This is a genomic window from Cryptosporangium japonicum (assembly GCF_039524755.1).
Taxonomy (GTDB): domain Bacteria; phylum Actinomycetota; class Actinomycetes; order Mycobacteriales; family Cryptosporangiaceae; genus Cryptosporangium; species Cryptosporangium japonicum.
On record NZ_BAAAGX010000023.1, the window covers coordinates 253,262 to 270,547 of the forward strand.

Sequence of the window (17,286 nt, forward strand, 5' to 3'; positions counted from 1 at the left end):
ACGCCAGCCCATCCCAGGACGCAAAACCCGGTCAGGTGGCTATTCTCACGCCATTCGGCGGCGATTGGTGATGAAGTCCCGCTGCCGCTCGTGGCGGGCCCGCCGCGGGGCCACCCGGTTACGCAGTGCCCGCGCCTCGGCGAGCTCAGCGAGTAGCTGGAGGCGTCGACGTCGACGGTCGGGGTCGAGTCGCTCGATGTCCTGGCCGCCGCTCATGGGTTCGACCATGCCCAAAAATCTGGCGTTCATGCAAGAACCGCGGGTACAACGTCCGGTTACGTCCGACGTGTTCACCGGTTCACCCCTGCCGAACTCCCTGAACGCGAGGTAGACCGTGTACGTAGTCCACACCGAGCCCACAGACCGGTGAAAGACGAGCACGAGGTGACCACATGACAGCAACGGCAGACATCGGCGTAACCGGCTTGGCGGTGATGGGTCGGAACCTCGCCCGCAACCTCGCCCGGCACGGTCACACCGTCGCCATCCACAACCGATCCCCGGAGAAGACGCGTGCCCTGGTCAACGACCACGGCTACGAGGGCACGTTCGTGGCGAGCGAATCGCTGGCCGACTTCGTCGCCTCGTTGAAGCGCCCGCGTGCGGTGATCGTCATGGTGAAGGCCGGCCAGCCGACCGACGCGGTCATCGACGAACTCATCCCGCTGCTGGAGGAAGGCGACATCGTCGTCGACTGCGGCAACGCGCACTACGCCGACACCCGTCGCCGCGAGGAGAACCTGAAGCAGCACGGCCTGCACTTCTCCGGCACCGGCGTGTCCGGCGGCGAGGAGGGCGCGCTCAAGGGCCCCAGCATCATGCCCGGTGGCTCGAAGCACTCGTACGAGAAGCTCGGCCCGATCTTCGAGTCGATCGCGGCGAACGTCGAGGGTGTGCCGTGTTGCATCCACGTCGGGCCGGACGGCGCCGGGCACTTCGTCAAAATGGTGCACAACGGCATCGAGTACGCCGACATGCAGCTGATCGCGGAGGCTTACGACCTGCTCCGTTCCGGTCTGGACGCCACGCCGGGCCAGATCGCCGAGATCTTCCGCGAGTGGAACAAGGGCAGCCTCGAGTCGTTCCTGATCGAGATCACCGCCGACGTGCTCGCCCACGTCGACGGGCGCACCGGACGGCCGTTCGTCGACGTCGTCCTCGACCAGGCCGAACAGAAGGGCACCGGACGCTGGACCGTGCAGAGCGCGCTCGACCTGGGCGTGCCGATCACGGGCATCGCGGAGGCGACGTTCGCGCGGTCGCTGTCGGGCCACGCCGAGCAGCGCGAAGCCGCCCGCGAGGTGTTCCCGAGCACCAACGAGCTCGCCTGGGCCGCGAACGACCGCGACGGGTTCATCGAGGACGTCCGGAAGGCGCTGTACGCGTCGAAGGTGGTCGCGTACGCCCAGGGCTTCGACCAGATCAAGGCCGGTAGCGACGAGTACGGCTGGGACGTCGACCGCGGCGCGATCGCGTCGATCTGGCGGGGCGGTTGCATCATCCGGGCCCGCTTCCTGGACCGCATCCGGGAGGCGTTCGACGAGAACAAGGAGCTGCCGACGCTGCTGGCGTCGCCGTACTTCGTGAAGGCCGTGTCCGACGGCGTCGACAGTTGGCGCCGGGTGGTGTCCGACTCGGCGAAGGCGGGCGTCCCGACGCCGGCGTTCTCGAGTTCGCTGGCCTACTTCGACGGGCTGCGTCGCCGGCGCCTCCCGGCCGCGCTCATCCAGGGCCTCCGCGACAACTTCGGTGCGCACACGTACCGCCGCGTCGACGCCGAGGGGTCGTTCCACACCCTCTGGGGCTCTGACAAGACCGAGCACGAGTCGTAACCACGCCGTGGGCCTGGAGCACTCAGACGAAGAGCTGATCCACGTTAAAAGTGCTCCAGGCCAGAACGGTCATCGTGACGCTGAGCGCGGCGCCGGACACGACCGCGACGCCGACGCCCATCCCCCGGTCGCCGCGTACCAGCAGCACCGCACCGGCCGAGCCGGCCAGCAGCACGGCGGCCAGGAACAGCCCGATCAGCGACGTCGTGCTCCACGAGACGAGCCCGACCAGCACGTAGTAGACGAGCGAGACGCACACCCCGATGAGCACGCCCCACCAGCGCACCGGCCCGCTCTCGCGGAACCGCGGACGACGCGGCGCCGGTGGCGGGGCCGGCTGCGGCACGTAACCGGGCGGCTGCCGGTGCGGAGCCGGATCCCACGCGCCGACGGAATCACTCGTCATGACGACGAGCCTACGACGCTCACACTCTGGTCAAGAGTGGACACGTTAGGCATTCTGTAGGCATGGGCGAGGTGTTACCGCTGCCACACCGGGGCGACGTCTTTCTCGATCCCCGTGGCGAAGGAAGATCCCTGCGCGTCAGCGGTCACCGCGGCGCCGCCACCGTCGTGCTGAGCATCTGGCGCCAGGGCGAGTGCCGGGCGACGTTCCGCCTGGCCGGCAGCGAGGTCGACGAGTTCATCCGGGCGCTGCTGAACGCGGCACCGCCGTCGGCACCGGGCACCGAACTGCCTGCCGTCGCCGGCGAAGCGGTCGCCGCGTCGGTGCTGCAGGTGCAGGTGAGCGGCAACGTCGTGGTGGAGCTCCACAACGCCTCGCCGGAGACGGCGACCGACCAGACGACCACCACCAAGGTCCTGGTGCCGCCCGACACCGACGTGCTCGACCAGGCCGCCACCACCGGCGACGTCCTCTCCGGCCTCACCGCCGTCCCGGATGCGCCGGAAGAGTCAGCTGACCCCCCGCAGCGCCCAGCGCCCGACCCGGCCGCCCCCACCGGCGCCGATCGTCCGGCCGGCCCCGACCAGGCCGACTGACATCTCGCCCTGGCGCAGAGCGGCACGCAACAGCGATCGCTGCCGCTCCACCGCCCGGTGGGTGTCCCGGCACAGCTCGCGGTACGACGCGATGGCGTCGGCCGGTACGCCGAGCGCGGCACGCACCGCGGTGAGCAGCGGCGTGGCGTCCGTTTCGTAGGCGGTGAGCAGTAGTTCGGTGGCGGCCTCGGCGTCGCCGGCCGCGCGCGCGGCCCGCCAGGCGGAACGGTCCAGCAGCATGGCCTTGGCCGCCGCCTCCTGCACCGCGCCGACGGCTCGCAGCGCGGCCTCGATCCCCGGTGCCCGTCCCGGCGGCAGCGCGACGACGAACGGCACCGGGCAGCGGCGTCCGCGCACCAGCACACCGCCCTCGGCGGCGTCGATCATCGCCAGGAACAGCGCGAACGGCCGGTCGATCGCCACCATCCGTCCCAATAGGACACCGGCCAGGCGGTCACCGGCACGCAATGTCGTGATGCTCAGCTCCGGGTCCTCGTCGACGACCGGAGCCGGGTCGAGCAGCACCTTGGTTCCCGGCCCGGCGGCCGTCGCGAGCGCCAGTGCGGTCTGCCAGTCCGGTCGCCCGCGGCGCACCGGGTGCGGGTCGGTGATCGCGTAGTCGACGACGACCGCGAGGTCGGGCGGCAGTTGCCGGCGCAGCCCGGTGAGCACGTCGGCGAGCTGGTCGAGACGCCGCTGGGTCTCGGCCCACCCGGGGTAGGGCGCGGTGTCGTGGAGCCGGATCACGAGTCGGCGGGCACGCACGTCCAGGGCCACGCCCGCGGCGCGGTGCAGCGTCCGGAGCGCGCGTGCGGAGAGCTCGGCGTCCGGGTGGCACAGGGGGAACGGGCGTCCCGGCCGGGCGGAGACGTCGGGGAGCACGGCGCCGATCCGGACGTCGGCATCGGTGGCGTGGGCGAGGAGTTCCTCGGCGTTCTCGATCCGGTCGGCCGGTAGCTCCAGGCCGACCTCCGGGGTGATCGACGTCAGGCGGTGGACCAGCGCGGTGTCGGCGACCGCGTCGTGCCCGGTGAACCGGTCCGCCGAGCGTCGCAGCAGGGTGGAGGAGATCTCCAGCCGCATGCTGCAGAGGGTTCCGACCGCGTCGGCGTCGACACCCCACAGCAGCCGGGGTTCCGGGTCGGTGGGTTCAGGCGGTGGGGTCACACCGGGACGGGGAGGCCGCCCATTACGCCGACCCTTTGTTCGCTTCATCCCATTCCTCCCGGCTTTTCCGGCCTTGACCCTCGCTGATTACGACAGATCACCGCAAGTTGGCAGGGCGGAGAGACGAGGAAGTGTCGTGGTTTGCTACTCGGCGTGGCGATGGACAAGGTGGCCGTGCTCGGCCTCGGGCTGATCGGCGGCTCGCTGCTGCTCCGATCGGTGGACGCTGCGGTCACGCCGAGCGCGGTGGGATACGACGCCGACCCGGCGACGCGTGGTCTGGCGACCGAACGACTCGGCCCCGCCGCGGTGGCCGCTGATCTGGCGAGCGCGGTGGACGGCGCGGATCTGGTCGTGCTGGCGGTTCCGCTGCCGGCCGTCCCGACGGTGCTGGGTGCGTTGCGGAACGTCGGCTACCGCGGTCTGCTCACGGACGTCACGTCGGTGAAGGAACCGGTGCGGGCCCTGGTGGGCGAGGGCACCCGTTTCGTGGGCGGGCACCCGATGGCCGGCAAGGAGGCCTCGGGGTTCGACGCCGCCGACGCCGAGCTGCTCGTCGGCTGCGCCTGGGCGCTCTGTCTGGACGCCGGGACCGCGCTCCCCGACTGGCTGGACGTCGCCCGCTGGGTGCTCGCGATCGGCGGGCAGGTCGCGCCGCTGACGTCGGCCGAGCACGACACGGCCGTCGCCCGGATCAGCCACCTGCCGCACCTGGTCGCCGCGTCGCTGACCGCGAGTGCGGCCGCGGAGCCGATCGGCCCGGCCGCGCTGGGGCTGGGCGCCGGCTCGTTCCGCGACGCCACCAGGGTCGCGGCGACCAGGGCCGCGCTCACCGCGGCGATGTGCGGTGGGAACGCCGCGGCCCTGACGTCCGAGATCGACGCGTTGCAGGCCCGGCTGGCGGAGGCCCGCGCCCTGCTCACCGGGGAAGACCCCATCGGGGCGCTGACCGAGTGGCTGGAGGGGCCGCGGGCGATCCGGGCGCAGTGGCCACCGCCCGGGGTGGAGACCGAGCTCCCGCTCACCCGCGACGCCCTGCTGGCCCTCGGTCGCGCCGGCGGCCGCCTCACCGCGATCGGCGCCGACCTCGCGCGCGCTATCCGGCCGTGAACACGGGGAACGGCCCCACCGGCTCGAGCCGCAGACACGCCTCCCGCACCGCGGCGGCCACCTCGGTGGCGTCCGCCTCGACCGCGGCGTAGAACGACTCGTCGGCCAGCTGTTCGGCGTCCAGGTGGCGGCGCAGCCGCTCGATCGGGTCGAGCGCACGCCAGTGCTCCAGCTCACCGGGCTCGCGATAGCGGCGCGGATCGTCGGACGTCGTGTGCGGGCCCATCCGATACGTGAACGACTCGATCAGGCTCGGACCCTCACCGGCCCGAGCGCGCTCGACCGCCCAGCGGGTGACGGCAAGCACCGCGAGCACGTCGTTGCCGTCGACCCGGACGCCGGGGAACCCGAAGCCCTCGGCCCGGCGATGGAGTGGCACCGGCGACTGTTTCCCGACCGGCACCGAGATCGCGTACTGGTTGTTCTGCAGACAGAACACCACTGGCGCGTCCGTCGCCGAGGCCCAGTTGAAGGCCTCGTTCGCGTCGCCCTGGCTGGTGGAGCCGTCCCCGAAGTAGACGCCGACGACCTCGCGCGCGTCGTCACGCTGGACGCCCATCGCGTACCCGACCGCGTGCAGCAGCTGCGCCGCCAGCACGATCGTGTACGTGTTCAGACGACGCTCGGCGATGTTCCAGCCGCCGTGCGACGCGCCGCGGAACAGCGAGAGCAGCTCGGCCGGCCGCACCCCACGAGCCAGCGCGACGCCGTGCTCGCGGTACGAGGGGAACAGCATGTCGGAGGCGGCGAACGCCCGGACCGACGCGACCTGGGCGGCCTCCTGCCCCTGGCTCGGCGCCCAGAGCCCCAGCTCCCCCTGGCGCTGCAGCGCGGTGGCCTCGGCGTCCACCCGGCGGGTGACCACCATCTCGCGGTACATGCCCCGCAACTCGTCGTGGGTGACGTCGAGAGGGAAGCGGTCGTCGTCCCGGCGCACACCGTCCGGGGTCAAAATCTGGATCACGAGAAACTCCGCAGCGGTCCGAGCGGTACGTCGTCCCAGGTCTGGCCGGCGGCGAACCGTACCACCCTGCGGTCGGTGACCACGGCGGTGACCAGGTCGAAAGGTGTGACGTCGAACGCCGGGTTGGCCGCGGCCACGCCGAAGCCCGACACTTCGGCGCCCCCGCGGTCCTCGATCTCGACGTCGGCACCGGACGCGGTCGCCACGTCCACGGTGGACTCGGGCGCCACCACGATGAACGGGATACCGGCCCGGGCCGCGCCCAACGCGTGCGCGTAGGAACCGATCTTGTTGACGACGTCACCGTTGGCGCAGATCCGGTCGGCGCCGATGATCACCGCGTCGATCTCGCCCCGCGCCATTAGGAACGAACCGGCGCCGTCGACCGCGAGCCGGAACGGGACGCCGGCCCGCGCGAGCTCCCACGTGGTGAGCCGCGCTCCCTGCAGCAGCGGTCGGGTCTCGCTCGCCACGACCCCGCCGAGCAACCCGGCCCGGTGCAGCGCGAACACGACGCCGAGCGCGGTGCCGCCGGTCACCGTGGCCAGCCCGCCGGTGTTGCAGTGGGTCAGCATCGTGGGCTGCGGACCGCACAGTTCGCGCACCGTGTCGATGCCGTAGGCCGCCATGGAGTCGCTGCTGGCGATCTCCTCGTCACGGATCGCGAGCGCCTCGGCGAGCACGGCATCCGGCCCGTCGGGCATGAACGCGGCGACCCGGTCCACGGCCCTGGCGAGGTTCACCGCGGTCGGCCGGGCCTCACGCAGCAGCCGGATCGCCGCACCCGGCTCGGGGAGCGTGCGCACCGCGAGCGCGACGCCGAGCCCACCGGCGACGCCGATCGCCGGCGCTCCACGCACGGCGAGGCGTTGGATCGCGTCGACGACGTCCTCGACCGTCTCCAGCCGGAGCAACCGCTCGACGGCAGGAAGCGCGGTCTGGTCGACGAGTTCGACGGCACCGTCGACCCAGTCGACGGTGCGCTGGTCGGGGGCGAAGTGGGAGGGAACGTCGCCGGTCGGCGGCGTGGATCGAAGCGGTTCGGTGCTGCTCACACACCGAGCCTGCCATGTCCACGCCGTCCGACCGGCTCCGCCGGTCGCCAGGACCGTCCGGGGGCGCGTGTGGACGATCCGGGCGACGTTCGAGGGGTCTCTTCAGACCCGTTCTTCGCTGCCGGTCAGTGCTCGCTCGAGCACGGACCGGGTCGTGCAGGGCCAGGGCACCCGCCCGTGCGGGGTCTCCGGGCAGCCGGTGCAGTAGAAGCGGCCCTCCGGGTCGCCGGGGAGCTGACCGCCGTCGTGGAGGGCGAGCACCGCCTCGACGGCACGCAGCAGGTCGTACAGGTCGAGCGGCGCGTGAGCGAGGAGCGCGACGTCGTCGGCGGTACGAATTCGTTCGCGGATGTCCCGCAGGGTCACCCAGACGTTCGTGTGGTGGCCCCGACTCACCGCGCGCACCGGAACTGCGGCGCGCACCGAAGACGCGAACGCCCAGCCGACACTCGCGGCGGCGCGCCCACCGGTGGCAATCCACCGGATGCAGGTTCGTGCGTCAGACCGGTATCCCGTCCACACGAGAGGATCCCCCGGTTCCGGAGTGATCTGGGGCCCGAGCCGCGTCCTCCCGTAGCCGGCCTAGACATCGGTCGCGCCCAGCTTCGACATCAGGTCCACCCCTCTGGTGCGTTTGCAAGTTGCATTTCGAGAGTGAACGTTCAACGACGAGTACACAAACCGTCACGGACTGATGTTGATACCCGGGCGTATGAGCAAACCAGGTCGGTATACGTCAACTCTGGTGGAGTGAGAGCGAACCATCCGGCACGAAGAGCCAGCAGACGCCCCAGCGGTACCAGCGGGCTACTGCCGATCAGCCCAAGGGTCCGAGAAGATGGCCCGACAAGCGGACCCGCCCTCCCTGGGAACCGTCCGAAAAGGCTCCGACCTGCGATCACACTCCGAAGTATCAGGGGGCTAGCCCTACCATTGTGGCCTTGCGCACATTTTCGGCGCGGCTATCATCAGCCTCATCCGGGTGTTTGAGAAGTGTCCACTGCGCAGGGCAGGAGCACGTCGATGGCCCGTGAGTCGTCCGAGCACAACCCCGCTCCCCGGGTGTGCGCCCACTGCGGGGGGCGACTTCGTCGCGACAACACCAACACGCTGTGTGACCCGTGCCAGCGGAGCGCGCACACCGTAGAGCTACTCGCGCCCGTGCTCCCGCTCGATTTCTGGGCCGAACCGGAGATGCGCGCGGCACTCGCCGATCACGATCTCGGCAAGGTCTCGCAGCTCTATCGCGCACGCACACCGATCCGGCGCCAACACATGGTCGCCGAACTCGTCGGCTTTTCGCAGGCCCACATCTCGCGTATCGAACGCGGGCTCTGCGAAATCCGCCTCGACACCGTGTTGCGATTCGTTCAGGGCCTGCGCATTCCGCCGCACCTGGTAGACCCCATCGGCGCTCCATACCTCGACGGATCAACGGCGCCCGAATTGCCAACTACCGTCCCTACTCATGCAGGGCATGAAGTAGGAGACAACATGCGACGTAGAAGTGTGCTGAAAGGACTAACCGGCGCGGCCGCGCTGGTGGGATTCTCGCTCGCGGGTGACGAAGACGAAGAGGCACTCGCGAACGACGATTTCGGTCGCGTCGGCGAAGCGCACGCCGCGCAGTTGGAAGACGCTCCGAAACATCTGTACAACCTCGACTACCGCTACGGCGGCGACACTCTCTGTGATCAAGCCGCCGCACAGCTACGCCGCGCGAACAAACTCCTCAACCGTGGCCAGTACAGCGAGAAGGTCGGTCAGCGTCTGCAGGTCGCCACCGGCGAACTCGGCATCTGCGCCGGCTGGCTCGCGTTCGACGCCGGCCGCCAGGACCAGGCCCGCTACTGCTACACCGAGGCGCTGGCCGCGGCCCGGATGGCGAACGACGCGAATCTCGAGGTCCACGCGCTGGCCAACATGAGCATGCAGGCGGTGGCGCTCGACCGGCCGCGCGAGGGTCTGCACATGGCCCAGGCCGCGCAGCGGGTCGCCGCGAAGATCTCCACGCCGACGATGGACTCCCTGCTCGCGATGCGGGAGGCCCGCGCCTGGGCGAAGCTCAACGACGGCCCGGCCGCCCGGAAAGCGATGGCCCGCGCCCACGACGCCTTCCAGAAGCGCAGTGACGACGAAGAGAAGCCGGTCTGGATCGCCTTCTTCGACGAGATCGAGCTGGCCGGCAACGAAGGCATGTGTGAACTGGACACCGGCCGGGCCAACAAGGCCGCGTCGTTCCTCGAACTCGCGCGCGGCAAGCAGCGCGAGGGCATGGTCCGGAACAAGTCTCTGTATACCGTTCGGCTCGCCTTCGCTACGCTCGCTCGCAGGGACGTGACGCGCGCCATCGAAATCGGTGAGGAGGCGCTGGGCATGGTCGTGAACGAAGTGACGAGCACCCGCACCCTCAACGAGCTCCGGGCGTTCCGGCGTCAGCTGGCCCAGGTCAGCACGTCCACCGCCGCTCGCACCTTCATGGCGAGGTTCGATTCGACGGTCGTTGCGTGACTTCGGCCGCCGATGACGGCGGCGGATGTCCCAACTCCTCCGGGGCCACCACGGAGGGCGATTACCTTCCCACGATAGGTGGTAACTCCACGTCCGCTCGTCCGGACGGGGGTTCACCGTCCGGCCAGCAGGAAGGCCGACGATGATCCCATCCGCCCTGGATCTGCACGCCCTCGACACCGACGACGCCCGGGCGATCCAAGACGAGCTCTTCGCGTTGTACGCGCGCATCTACGCCGACCAGCTCAGCGATCCGTTCTACTCGGTCGACAGATTCGCCGACCGCTTCGCCGGCCACTCCGGTCGTCCGGGTTTCGAGCTGGTGACCGGCCGGATCGGCGGCGAGCTGATCGGCTACGCCTACGGAGGCCCGCTGCCGCCGCGGACGCAGTGGTGGAACGGCTTGCGTGAGCCGGCGCCCGCCGGGGCGACCGACGAGGACGGCACGCGCACGTTCGCACTGAACGAGATCATGGTGACGCAGGACTGGCGACGTCGGGGGATCGCCAGGACGCTTCACGACGCGTTGCTCGCCGAGCGTCCGGAACAGCGCGCGACGCTCCTGGTGGATCCGGGGAACACACCGGCCCGAACCGCGTACCTCTCCTGGGGTTGGCAGTTGTTCGGTCACCTGCAGCCGTTCCCGGACGCCCCGGTGTACGACGCGCTGATCGTCGACCTTCCGCTGAGTCACGTCGCGGCCGGGTGAAAATCCCATAAATCAGGACGCAATTCCCAATTGACCGTCACTTCCCGAGTCGGCTCTCGTTGATCAAAGCGTGCTGACCCCGCGCTCCCACTGTTCCCGGATCCCAGGGCCCCGACCCGAGCGTCCGGCACCGCGGCCTGCGCCCGCGGAGCACGTGCTCGCGGTCCAACCCTTCGGTCGACGAGACCGGCATCGGGCTCATGCCCTCTACTGCGCTCGCCCGCGCCCGGCCGACCAGGCCTCCGGTCGCAAGGCCGCCAGAGCCAGCTGACCGCGTGGGACTACGCCGCCGCCTGGTCCAGCAGCTTCGACGCGACCGGCAACTGGCTGCCCGCGACCCGCGAGAGCACCGTCCAGAGCCGCGGTACGGCGTCCGCGTGACAGCCACGCGCCGCCAGTAGCGTCGTCAACCACTCCCGCCCTTCGACGAGAACCGTCACGTCGTCGGTGAGCAGTGCGGCCGCGAGGGCGTGCAGTGCGTGGTCGACGGCGTAGTCCGCCTCCGCGTCCAGGCCGGCCAGGCAGTCCGCGCCGATACCCTCGAGCGCGGCCAGCCACTCCTTCAACACCCGGGCCGCGAGTTCACGGTTGCGCAGCAACAGCTCGGCCTGCTCGTCGGCGCCGGCGTGGGCGAGCGCCGGCACCGGCTCGACGATCGGGCGGAGCTCGGCCAGCACACCGGCCGCGTCACGCGGGGACGCCGCCCAGCCGCTGGCGCCCAGCGCGAGCGCCCGGGACGGTCCGGTGCCGAACGCGCGACCACCGGCCAGCGTCGGTATACCGGCCTCGGACGCGGCTTCGATGATGCGCCGGGCCGCCGGCAGCGCGGCCGGCATCGAGCAGCTCACCGCGACGACGTCGGGATCGAGGCGGTGCAGGTACCCGGCGAGGTGGTGCGCCGGCGTGGAGGCGCCGAGGTACGTGGTGCGCCAGCCGAGGTGGCGCAGCGACTCGGTCACGATGCGTGCGGCGAGCGCGTGCCACTCCCGCTCGGCGCAGGCCACGACCGCGTACCCGAGAGGGTGCTCCGGTTCTGGGATCCAGGCGCCGACGGTTCCGACGGCGGCCTCGCTCACCGCGGTGGCCGCGTGCTCCTGAGCGACCGAGTACTCGCCGCTCTGCCAGCGTTCGCCGACGACCTGCTGGGCCGGCGCGATCAGGTCGAGCAGCAGGTCGAGCGGGTCGACCCCGTCGTCGAGCAGTTCGCTGACCAGCTCGACGGCCAAGCGGCGGTCGGCAGCGTCGAGAGCCTTGATGAAATTCTCTCTGGCCTCGTCGCTGACGTACGTCATTGCCGGACTCCCCCGAACGCCAGCACGGCGACGTCGTCGGTGGGGGCGAGCCCGGCGCCGCTGTACTCGGCGACCGCGATGTCCACGGCCTCGGCCAGTGCGTGCGGACCGCTCCCGGCGTAGCCGGCGGCGAGCTGGGAGAGGCGCCCGAGCCCGAACCGGCCGCCGGAGCCGATCGCGTCCGGCACGCCGTCGGTGAACAGCAGCATCATGTCGCCCGGGGCCAGTTCCTGCTCGACCTCGGTGTACCGCGCGGTGCGGAGCGCTCCGCAGAGCAGCCCCTTCACCGGCACCTCTTCGACGACGCCCGACGTGCGGATCACCAGCGGCCGCGGGTGACCGGCCGACGCGATGCGTACCGACAGGCTTCCGTCCGGCGACGTGGTGACGCGGGCGCTGAGCGCGGTGAGGAACCGGCTGGCCGGCTGGGCGCGGTCGGCACCGGCGAAGAGCGCGGCGTTGAGGACACGCAGCAGTTCGGCCGGCCGCCGGTCGTAGTACGCGGCCCCACGCACGGTGTGACGCGCCTGCCCGGTGAGGATCGCCGCCTCGGCGCCCTTGCCCGCGACGTCGCCCAGGAGCACCGACCAGTCGCCCGGCTCGCCGAACACGTCGAAGAAGTCCCCGCCGATCTCGGCGGCGTGCATCGCGGCACGCATCCGCGCCCCGATCGCCAGATCAGGCGTGTCAGGCAGCTCCGGCGCCCGAAGGCTGGCCGCGAGCACCTCGGCCACGTGGGCCTGCTCGGCGTAGACCCGGGCGGTGTCCAGCGCGATCGCGATGCGGCCGGTGATCTCGACCGCGACCGCCACGTCCTCGCTCTCGAAACCGCGACCGGCCCGGCGGGCCAGCGTGAGCGTGCCGAACGTCGTGCCGCGGGCGGTCAGCGGCAGTACCAGCAGGTCGGCCGGGCGCAGCCCGAGCAGGCCGTCACGCAGCTGGCCCTCGGGCACGGTCGCGGCGACGATTTCGGGTACGTGCCCGTCGGCGAGCACGTGCATCAGTTCGTGACGGCCGGTCGTGAGGATGCGCCCGTGGCCGGAGATGTCGCCGAGCGGGGGGCGGACGCCTTCTTCGCTCACGAACCGGTCGGGTTCGTCCGCGCGCACGGCGGTGTAACGCACGCCGGTGCGCGTCGGCAGCAGGATCTGGGCCCAGTCGGCCACGGCCGGGACCGTCACGTGCAGTGCACGGCGGAGCGTCCGGTCGGGGTTGAGGGACCCGGCGAGCTGCTTGCTCGCGTCGGCCAGATAAGCGGCGCGCTCACGCGCCGTGGCCAGCAGGGTGGAATCGTCAAGCTGGCCCAGGGGTGGCTGGGCCACGTACCGCACTGGCTGCTCGAACATCAGCAAAACCGCATTTCCGTGGGGATCCTGCGCAGGCGGGCTCCTTCGACTGTACCGACCGGTACGACAAAGAGGCAGGACGCTGAGTCATCAATAGTGGTGGAGACGACGCATGACCGATGCGTGAAAAGCACCCGCTTGTCGGTTGACCGACCTGTCAACGGTTGGGTTGCCGCAGCGGTGGAACAATTCTTACGGCGGCGAGCAGTAGGGAGGGCGGAGTGGTCGAGGACGGTATCTGGCGGCTGGACGTCTCGGTCGAAGACGGTACGGCCTGGCTGCGTCCGCAGGGCGACCTCGACATGGAGACGTCCCCGTCCCTGATCCGGGCAGCTCAGCGTGAGTTCGCCGGCGGCGCACGGCGTGTCGTGGTCGATCTGTCGCAGATCACGTTCGTGGATTCGTCCGGCATCGGGGCGCTGGTCACGCTCTGGCGGACGATCGGCGAGTCACCGGGGGCGTTCGCGATCGCGGCGCCGTCCCGCGCGGCTCAGTCGGTGCTGGCGACGACCGGCATCGACGGCCTGATCGAGCGGGTCGACTCGCTGGCCGCACCCCACGGCCAGGTCTGAGCGTCCCAGAACTCGGGTAGCTCGGCGGCGTGGGCCTCCGGGTGACGCTCGGCTGCGACCTGCGCGAGGAGTGCTTCTCCGTACTCGACCATGAAAAACGACGTTATGGGTCAATGAGGTCAGAATCGTTACAGCCCGTAACCGGTAATGTTTCCGATCACAGCGATCTTGGAGCGGCCCCGGCGGTGGCGGCGACGCACCAGAATGAGAGCGACCGCAGCATCGTGGAAAGGATGGGAACGGATGCCCGACTCGTTCCGGGCGGGGCTCCATCTCAGTTGGTTCGCGCACCCGTCCGGCTCCGGCCGCCCGGTCGTCGTCACCGGCGCTTTCGACGTGCTCCACGTCGGTCATCTGCGCTTTCTCCAGGCCGCCCGGGCCATGGGCAGCCGCCTGCTGGTCGGCGTGGAGGCCGACAACCGGGTCGCGGCCTGGAAGGGTCCGGGTCGCCCGATCAACACCGACGTCGAGCGGGCCGAGATGCTCGCCGCGCTGCGCCCGGTCGACGGTGTGTTCGTCGTCGAGGGCGGCCCCGACGTGAAGGACCCCGAGGCCTACGTCGAGTTGCTGCGCCCGCTGGATCCGGCCGTGCTCGCGTTCACCCAGGGTGATCCGTTCGCGGTGGAGAAGCACCGATCGGCCGGGTTGCTCGACGCGGCCGCGATCGAGGTGCCGCTGGTGCCGGAGCGGTCGACGAGCGCGGTGCTCAACGGGCAGCGCGCGGTTCCCACCATCGGCTGAGCGCGAGGGTCGCCGTACCCGCGATCGCCAGCGACGCGGTCACGGTCAGGCCCACGACGAGCATGCTCGGCACGTTCGACTCGAAGTCGCGCACCGCGTGGTCGCCGCTCGCCTGAGCCATCCAGATCGACGTCGCCATGATGAGCACGAGCGAGAGCCAGCCGAGGAGCCCGACGGCGACCGTGAGCCGCCGCGCGGTGGCCGCCGAAGCGCGCCCGTACAGCGGAATCGTGGCCGCGGCGACGATCGCCGCCCCGTAACTACCGGTGTCGAGCGCGCCCGCCACCGTGGCCACGCCGTCCGGAGCCGCCCCGTCGCCGACGCTCGTGTACCGCCAGAGCGCGTCCCAGGCCAGCGTCAGCGTCGGATAGGCGAGCGCGATCAGCAGCGCGGCGCGCCGTCCGCGACTGGCGTCGAGTTCCGCCTGGTAGAGCGGTGCGAGTGCGGCGGGATCGCCGAACTCGTCGGCGGCCTTCCTGGCCGCGTCGGCCGGCGGGAGACCAGCGTTCTCGTAGGCCTCGGCGGCGTCACGCAGGCCGTCCTCCACCTCGCGCAACAGCTCTCGGCGGACGCCACGGGGACCGCGGAGGCGGGCGCGCAGATCGTCGACCAGGGTGCTCATGCTTCCCCCGCCAGCGTCGCGTCGAGGGCCCGGCTGAAATCCCGCCAGTCGGTCCGCTCGGCCGACAGCGCGTGCCGGCCGGAACCGGTGAGCGCGTAGGTGCGCCGCTTGCGGCCACCGACCGTGCTCCAGCTGCCGGACAGGTAACCGGCCCGCTCGAGTGCGCGCAGCGCCGGGTACACGGTGCCGGTCGGCAGGTCGAAGCGGCCGCCGGAACGCTGCCGGAGCGCCTCGATCACCGCGTAGCCGTGCAGCGGTCCGGGCTCGAGGACGGCCAGCAGCATGGCGTCCAGATGGCCGCGCACACTGTCCTTCACAAGTAGGCACCCTACTTATCCGGGGCAACCCCGGGACCGGCTCAGGGTCGGGATCCGGGCTCGCACCGGATCCATAGGTAGGCTGCCTACTCATAGCGTCGTCGTCATGAAGACAACGCTCTGGCTGTTCCGGCTGAGCCTCACCGTGCACGCCGTGTGCGTGCTCGCTCAGCCGATCCTCGCCGGCCTGTACCTGGACGGGTCGTACGACGCACTCGGCGTGCACAGCCTGAACGGGTCGATCCTCCCGGCCACCGGAATGGTCGTCGGCGCGGCCGGGCTCGCGTTCTGGATCGCCGGTGGCGCCGGCTGGCCGCTGCTCGCGTACGGGGTGCTGTGGCTCGCGGAGGGCTTCCAGATCGGTATGGGGTACGCCCGCGTGCTCGCGGTCCACCTCCCGCTGGGCGTGACGATCGTGGCACTGACGATCTGGCTCACCGTCTGGAGCTGGCTCCCCCGGGCGTCCCGCCGACGCCGACGACGCCGCGAGTCCCCGCGGAGCGCGCTCGACCGGGTGGAGCAGTCGTGAAGAGGCGCCGGTTCCTGGGGCTGGTCGGAGCGGCGGCCGGCGCGATCGCCGTCGGAGGCTGCGCGGCGGAGGGCTCGACCGGGGAGCAGCTCCGCAGCGACCGGCCGCTCCCGGACCCGTTCCGGCTGCCGCTCCCGATTCCCCCGGTCAAACGCCCGGTCCGCCGGGACGCCACCACCGACTGGTACGAGATCGTCCAGCGCCGGGCCGACGTCGAGCTCCTGCCCGGCGTCAGCACGCGGATCCTCGGCTACGACGGCGTCTTCCCCGGCCCCACCATCTCCTCACGCAGCGGCCGTCGCACGGTGGTGCGGCACCTGAACCACACCGACGTGCCCACGGTCGTCCACCTCCACGGTGGACACACCCCGGCCGAGCACGACGGCTGGCCCACCGACCTCGTGCTCCCCCGCTCCGGTGGCCACCACACCCACCACCACGTCGGTCACGTCACGACGGGCCGGCGCGACTACGTCTACCCGCTGGCCCAACCGGCCGCGACGCTCTGGTACCACGACCACCGGATGGACTTCACCGGTCCGCAGGTCTACCGCGGCCTGGCCGGCTTCCACCTGGTCCGCGACGACGTCGAGGAGGCGCTCCCGCTCCCGGCCGGCGATCGGGACGTGCCGCTGATGATCACCGACCGCGCCTTCGACGCCGACGGAGCACTGAAATACCCCGCCGCCGAACACTCGGCCGGCACCCACGGCGACTTCATCGAAGGTGTCCTCGGTGACGTCGTGCTGGTCAACGGCGCACCCTGGCCCGAACTCGAGGTCGACGCCGCCCGCTACCGCTTCCGCGTCCTCAACGCCTCGAACGCCCGCCGGTACCAGCTCACCCTCGATCAGGGCGCGAAGTTCGTCCAGATCGGATCCGACGCCGGGCTGCTCGGGGCTCCGATCGAGCACCCGGCTCTGACGATCGCACCGGCGGAACGCTTCGACGTGATCGTCGACTTCAGCACGTTCCGGCCGGGCACGGTGATCACGATGAGCAACCCGCCCAGCCGGGGCGGAGCCGGCCGGATCATGCGGTTCCGGGTCGTCCGCCGCGCCCGGGACGACACGACGATCCCGACCGTGCTCGCACGGGTCCCGCGGCTCACCCCGCCGGCGGACGCACCGAGGAGGCGCTTCGCGTTCAGCCGCGGCATCGTTCCCGACGGCCTCGGCGGGGAACGCAAGGGCTGGGTGATCAACGGCAAGCCGTTCGACCCCGGCCGCATCGACGCCACGCCCCGCCTCGACGACGTCGAGATCTGGACGCTCTCCACCGACCTGCACCACCCGGTGCACGTCCATCTGTCGCCGTTCCAGGTGCTCTCCCGCAACGGCCACTCCCCCGGCGACTTCGACGCGGGCTGGAAGGACACCGTCGACCTGCGACCGGCGGAGACCGTCGAGATAGCAGTGCGTTTCACCGACTACCGCGGACGGTTCCTGCTGCACTGCCACAACCTCGAACACGAGGACATGACGATGATGTCTACTTTCGCGACAAAGTGACCATCA

General features: G+C 71.0%; 19 protein-coding genes. 9 read left to right on the plus strand and 10 right to left on the minus strand.

Going from position 1 to position 17,286, the window contains the following annotated elements:
* Nucleotides 1–45: 45 nt before the first annotated feature.
* Nucleotides 46–228 carry a hypothetical protein gene (locus ABD437_RS29040; RefSeq protein WP_344652109.1) on the minus strand — a complete coding sequence of 61 codons (183 nt, stop codon included), beginning with the start codon at nucleotides 226–228 and terminating at the stop codon, nucleotides 46–48.
* A gap of 164 nt (nucleotides 229–392) precedes the next feature.
* Here ABD437_RS29040 and gndA point away from each other — a divergent pair, with 164 nt between their 5' ends.
* Nucleotides 393–1,832: an NADP-dependent phosphogluconate dehydrogenase gene (gene gndA, locus ABD437_RS29045; RefSeq protein WP_344652110.1), complete on the plus strand. Its 1,440-nt coding sequence runs from the start codon at nucleotides 393–395 to the stop codon at nucleotides 1,830–1,832.
* Nucleotides 1,833–1,854: 22 nt separating this feature from the next.
* Here gndA and ABD437_RS29050 read toward each other — a convergent pair whose 3' ends face one another.
* A complete protein-coding gene (locus ABD437_RS29050) occupies nucleotides 1,855–2,238 on the minus strand; it encodes a hypothetical protein (RefSeq protein ID WP_344652111.1) in 384 nt (127 codons plus the stop codon).
* Nucleotides 2,239–2,300: 62 nt separating this feature from the next.
* On the opposite strand from ABD437_RS29050, the gene ABD437_RS29055 reads away from it, so the two are divergent.
* Complete coding sequence (locus ABD437_RS29055) at nucleotides 2,301–2,834, plus strand: hypothetical protein (RefSeq protein ID WP_344652112.1); 534 nt, start codon at nucleotides 2,301–2,303, stop codon at nucleotides 2,832–2,834.
* Here ABD437_RS29055 and ABD437_RS29060 read toward each other — a convergent pair.
* The gene (locus ABD437_RS29060) at nucleotides 2,748–4,001 is read right to left on the minus strand and encodes a hypothetical protein (RefSeq protein ID WP_344652113.1); all 1,254 of its coding nucleotides are present in this window, start codon (nucleotides 3,999–4,001) and stop codon (nucleotides 2,748–2,750) included. The genes ABD437_RS29055 and ABD437_RS29060 overlap by 87 nt on opposite strands.
* 159 nt (nucleotides 4,002–4,160) lie before the next feature.
* Between ABD437_RS29060 and ABD437_RS29065 the strand changes: the two genes are divergently transcribed.
* Complete coding sequence (locus ABD437_RS29065; protein ID WP_344652234.1) at nucleotides 4,161–5,111, plus strand: prephenate dehydrogenase; 951 nt, start codon at nucleotides 4,161–4,163, stop codon at nucleotides 5,109–5,111.
* Here the strand turns inward: ABD437_RS29065 and ABD437_RS29070 are convergent.
* From ABD437_RS29070 to ABD437_RS29080, 3 genes are all read right to left on the minus strand, one after another.
* A complete protein-coding gene (locus ABD437_RS29070) occupies nucleotides 5,098–6,075 on the minus strand; it encodes a thiamine pyrophosphate-dependent dehydrogenase E1 component subunit alpha (RefSeq protein WP_344652114.1) in 978 nt (325 codons plus the stop codon). The two genes, ABD437_RS29065 and ABD437_RS29070, sit on opposite strands and share 14 nt — an antisense overlap.
* Nucleotides 6,072–7,130 carry an S-methyl-5-thioribose-1-phosphate isomerase gene (mtnA, locus tag ABD437_RS29075; RefSeq protein WP_344652115.1) on the minus strand — a complete coding sequence of 353 codons (1,059 nt, stop codon included), beginning with the start codon at nucleotides 7,128–7,130 and terminating at the stop codon, nucleotides 6,072–6,074. The genes ABD437_RS29070 and mtnA overlap by 4 nt, the downstream gene beginning before the upstream one ends.
* Nucleotides 7,131–7,232: 102 nt before the next feature.
* Nucleotides 7,233–7,496: a hypothetical protein gene (locus tag ABD437_RS29080; RefSeq protein WP_344652116.1), complete on the minus strand. Its 264-nt coding sequence runs from the start codon at nucleotides 7,494–7,496 to the stop codon at nucleotides 7,233–7,235.
* A 657-nt stretch (nucleotides 7,497–8,153) separates the two neighbouring features.
* On the opposite strand from ABD437_RS29080, the gene ABD437_RS29085 reads away from it, so the two are divergent.
* Complete coding sequence (locus tag ABD437_RS29085) at nucleotides 8,154–9,641, plus strand: helix-turn-helix domain-containing protein (protein WP_344652117.1); 1,488 nt, start codon at nucleotides 8,154–8,156, stop codon at nucleotides 9,639–9,641.
* 142 nt (nucleotides 9,642–9,783) lie between these two features.
* Nucleotides 9,784–10,350, plus strand: a complete 567-nt coding sequence (locus tag ABD437_RS29090; RefSeq protein WP_344652118.1) for a GNAT family N-acetyltransferase — start codon at nucleotides 9,784–9,786, stop codon at nucleotides 10,348–10,350.
* A 281-nt stretch (nucleotides 10,351–10,631) separates the two neighbouring features.
* Here the strand turns inward: ABD437_RS29090 and ABD437_RS29095 are convergent, their stop codons facing one another.
* Together ABD437_RS29095 and ABD437_RS29100 are read right to left on the minus strand one after the other, a co-directional pair.
* Nucleotides 10,632–11,642: a cobalamin B12-binding domain-containing protein gene (locus tag ABD437_RS29095; RefSeq protein ID WP_344652119.1), complete on the minus strand. Its 1,011-nt coding sequence runs from the start codon at nucleotides 11,640–11,642 to the stop codon at nucleotides 10,632–10,634.
* Nucleotides 11,639–12,988, minus strand: a complete 1,350-nt coding sequence (locus ABD437_RS29100; protein ID WP_344652120.1) for a PP2C family protein-serine/threonine phosphatase — start codon at nucleotides 12,986–12,988, stop codon at nucleotides 11,639–11,641. Before ABD437_RS29100 ends, ABD437_RS29095 begins: the two co-directional genes overlap by 4 nt.
* A gap of 221 nt (nucleotides 12,989–13,209) precedes the next feature.
* On the opposite strand from ABD437_RS29100, the gene ABD437_RS29105 reads away from it, so the two are divergent.
* Both ABD437_RS29105 and ABD437_RS29110 read left to right on the plus strand, forming a co-directional pair.
* Nucleotides 13,210–13,560 carry an STAS domain-containing protein gene (locus tag ABD437_RS29105; RefSeq protein WP_344652121.1) on the plus strand — a complete coding sequence of 117 codons (351 nt, stop codon included), beginning with the start codon at nucleotides 13,210–13,212 and terminating at the stop codon, nucleotides 13,558–13,560.
* 243 nt (nucleotides 13,561–13,803) lie between these two features.
* Nucleotides 13,804–14,301, plus strand: coding sequence for an adenylyltransferase/cytidyltransferase family protein (locus tag ABD437_RS29110; protein WP_344652122.1), 498 nt, complete (start codon nucleotides 13,804–13,806; stop codon nucleotides 14,299–14,301).
* On the opposite strand, the gene ABD437_RS29115 is transcribed toward ABD437_RS29110, so the two are convergent.
* Both ABD437_RS29115 and ABD437_RS29120 read right to left on the minus strand, forming a co-directional pair.
* The gene (locus tag ABD437_RS29115; RefSeq protein WP_344652123.1) at nucleotides 14,267–14,923 is read right to left on the minus strand and encodes a permease prefix domain 1-containing protein; all 657 of its coding nucleotides are present in this window, start codon (nucleotides 14,921–14,923) and stop codon (nucleotides 14,267–14,269) included. The genes ABD437_RS29110 and ABD437_RS29115 overlap by 35 nt on opposite strands.
* Nucleotides 14,920–15,207, minus strand: a complete 288-nt coding sequence (locus ABD437_RS29120; RefSeq protein WP_344652235.1) for a PadR family transcriptional regulator — start codon at nucleotides 15,205–15,207, stop codon at nucleotides 14,920–14,922. The genes ABD437_RS29115 and ABD437_RS29120 overlap by 4 nt, the downstream gene beginning before the upstream one ends.
* Nucleotides 15,208–15,346: 139 nt before the next feature.
* On the opposite strand from ABD437_RS29120, the gene ABD437_RS29125 reads away from it, so the two are divergent.
* Both ABD437_RS29125 and ABD437_RS29130 read left to right on the plus strand, forming a co-directional pair.
* The gene (locus ABD437_RS29125; RefSeq protein ID WP_344652124.1) at nucleotides 15,347–15,769 is read left to right on the plus strand and encodes a hypothetical protein; all 423 of its coding nucleotides are present in this window, start codon (nucleotides 15,347–15,349) and stop codon (nucleotides 15,767–15,769) included.
* Nucleotides 15,766–17,280: a multicopper oxidase family protein gene (locus ABD437_RS29130; protein WP_344652125.1), complete on the plus strand. Its 1,515-nt coding sequence runs from the start codon at nucleotides 15,766–15,768 to the stop codon at nucleotides 17,278–17,280. Before ABD437_RS29125 ends, ABD437_RS29130 begins: the two co-directional genes overlap by 4 nt.
* Nucleotides 17,281–17,286: the final 6 nt, after the last annotated feature.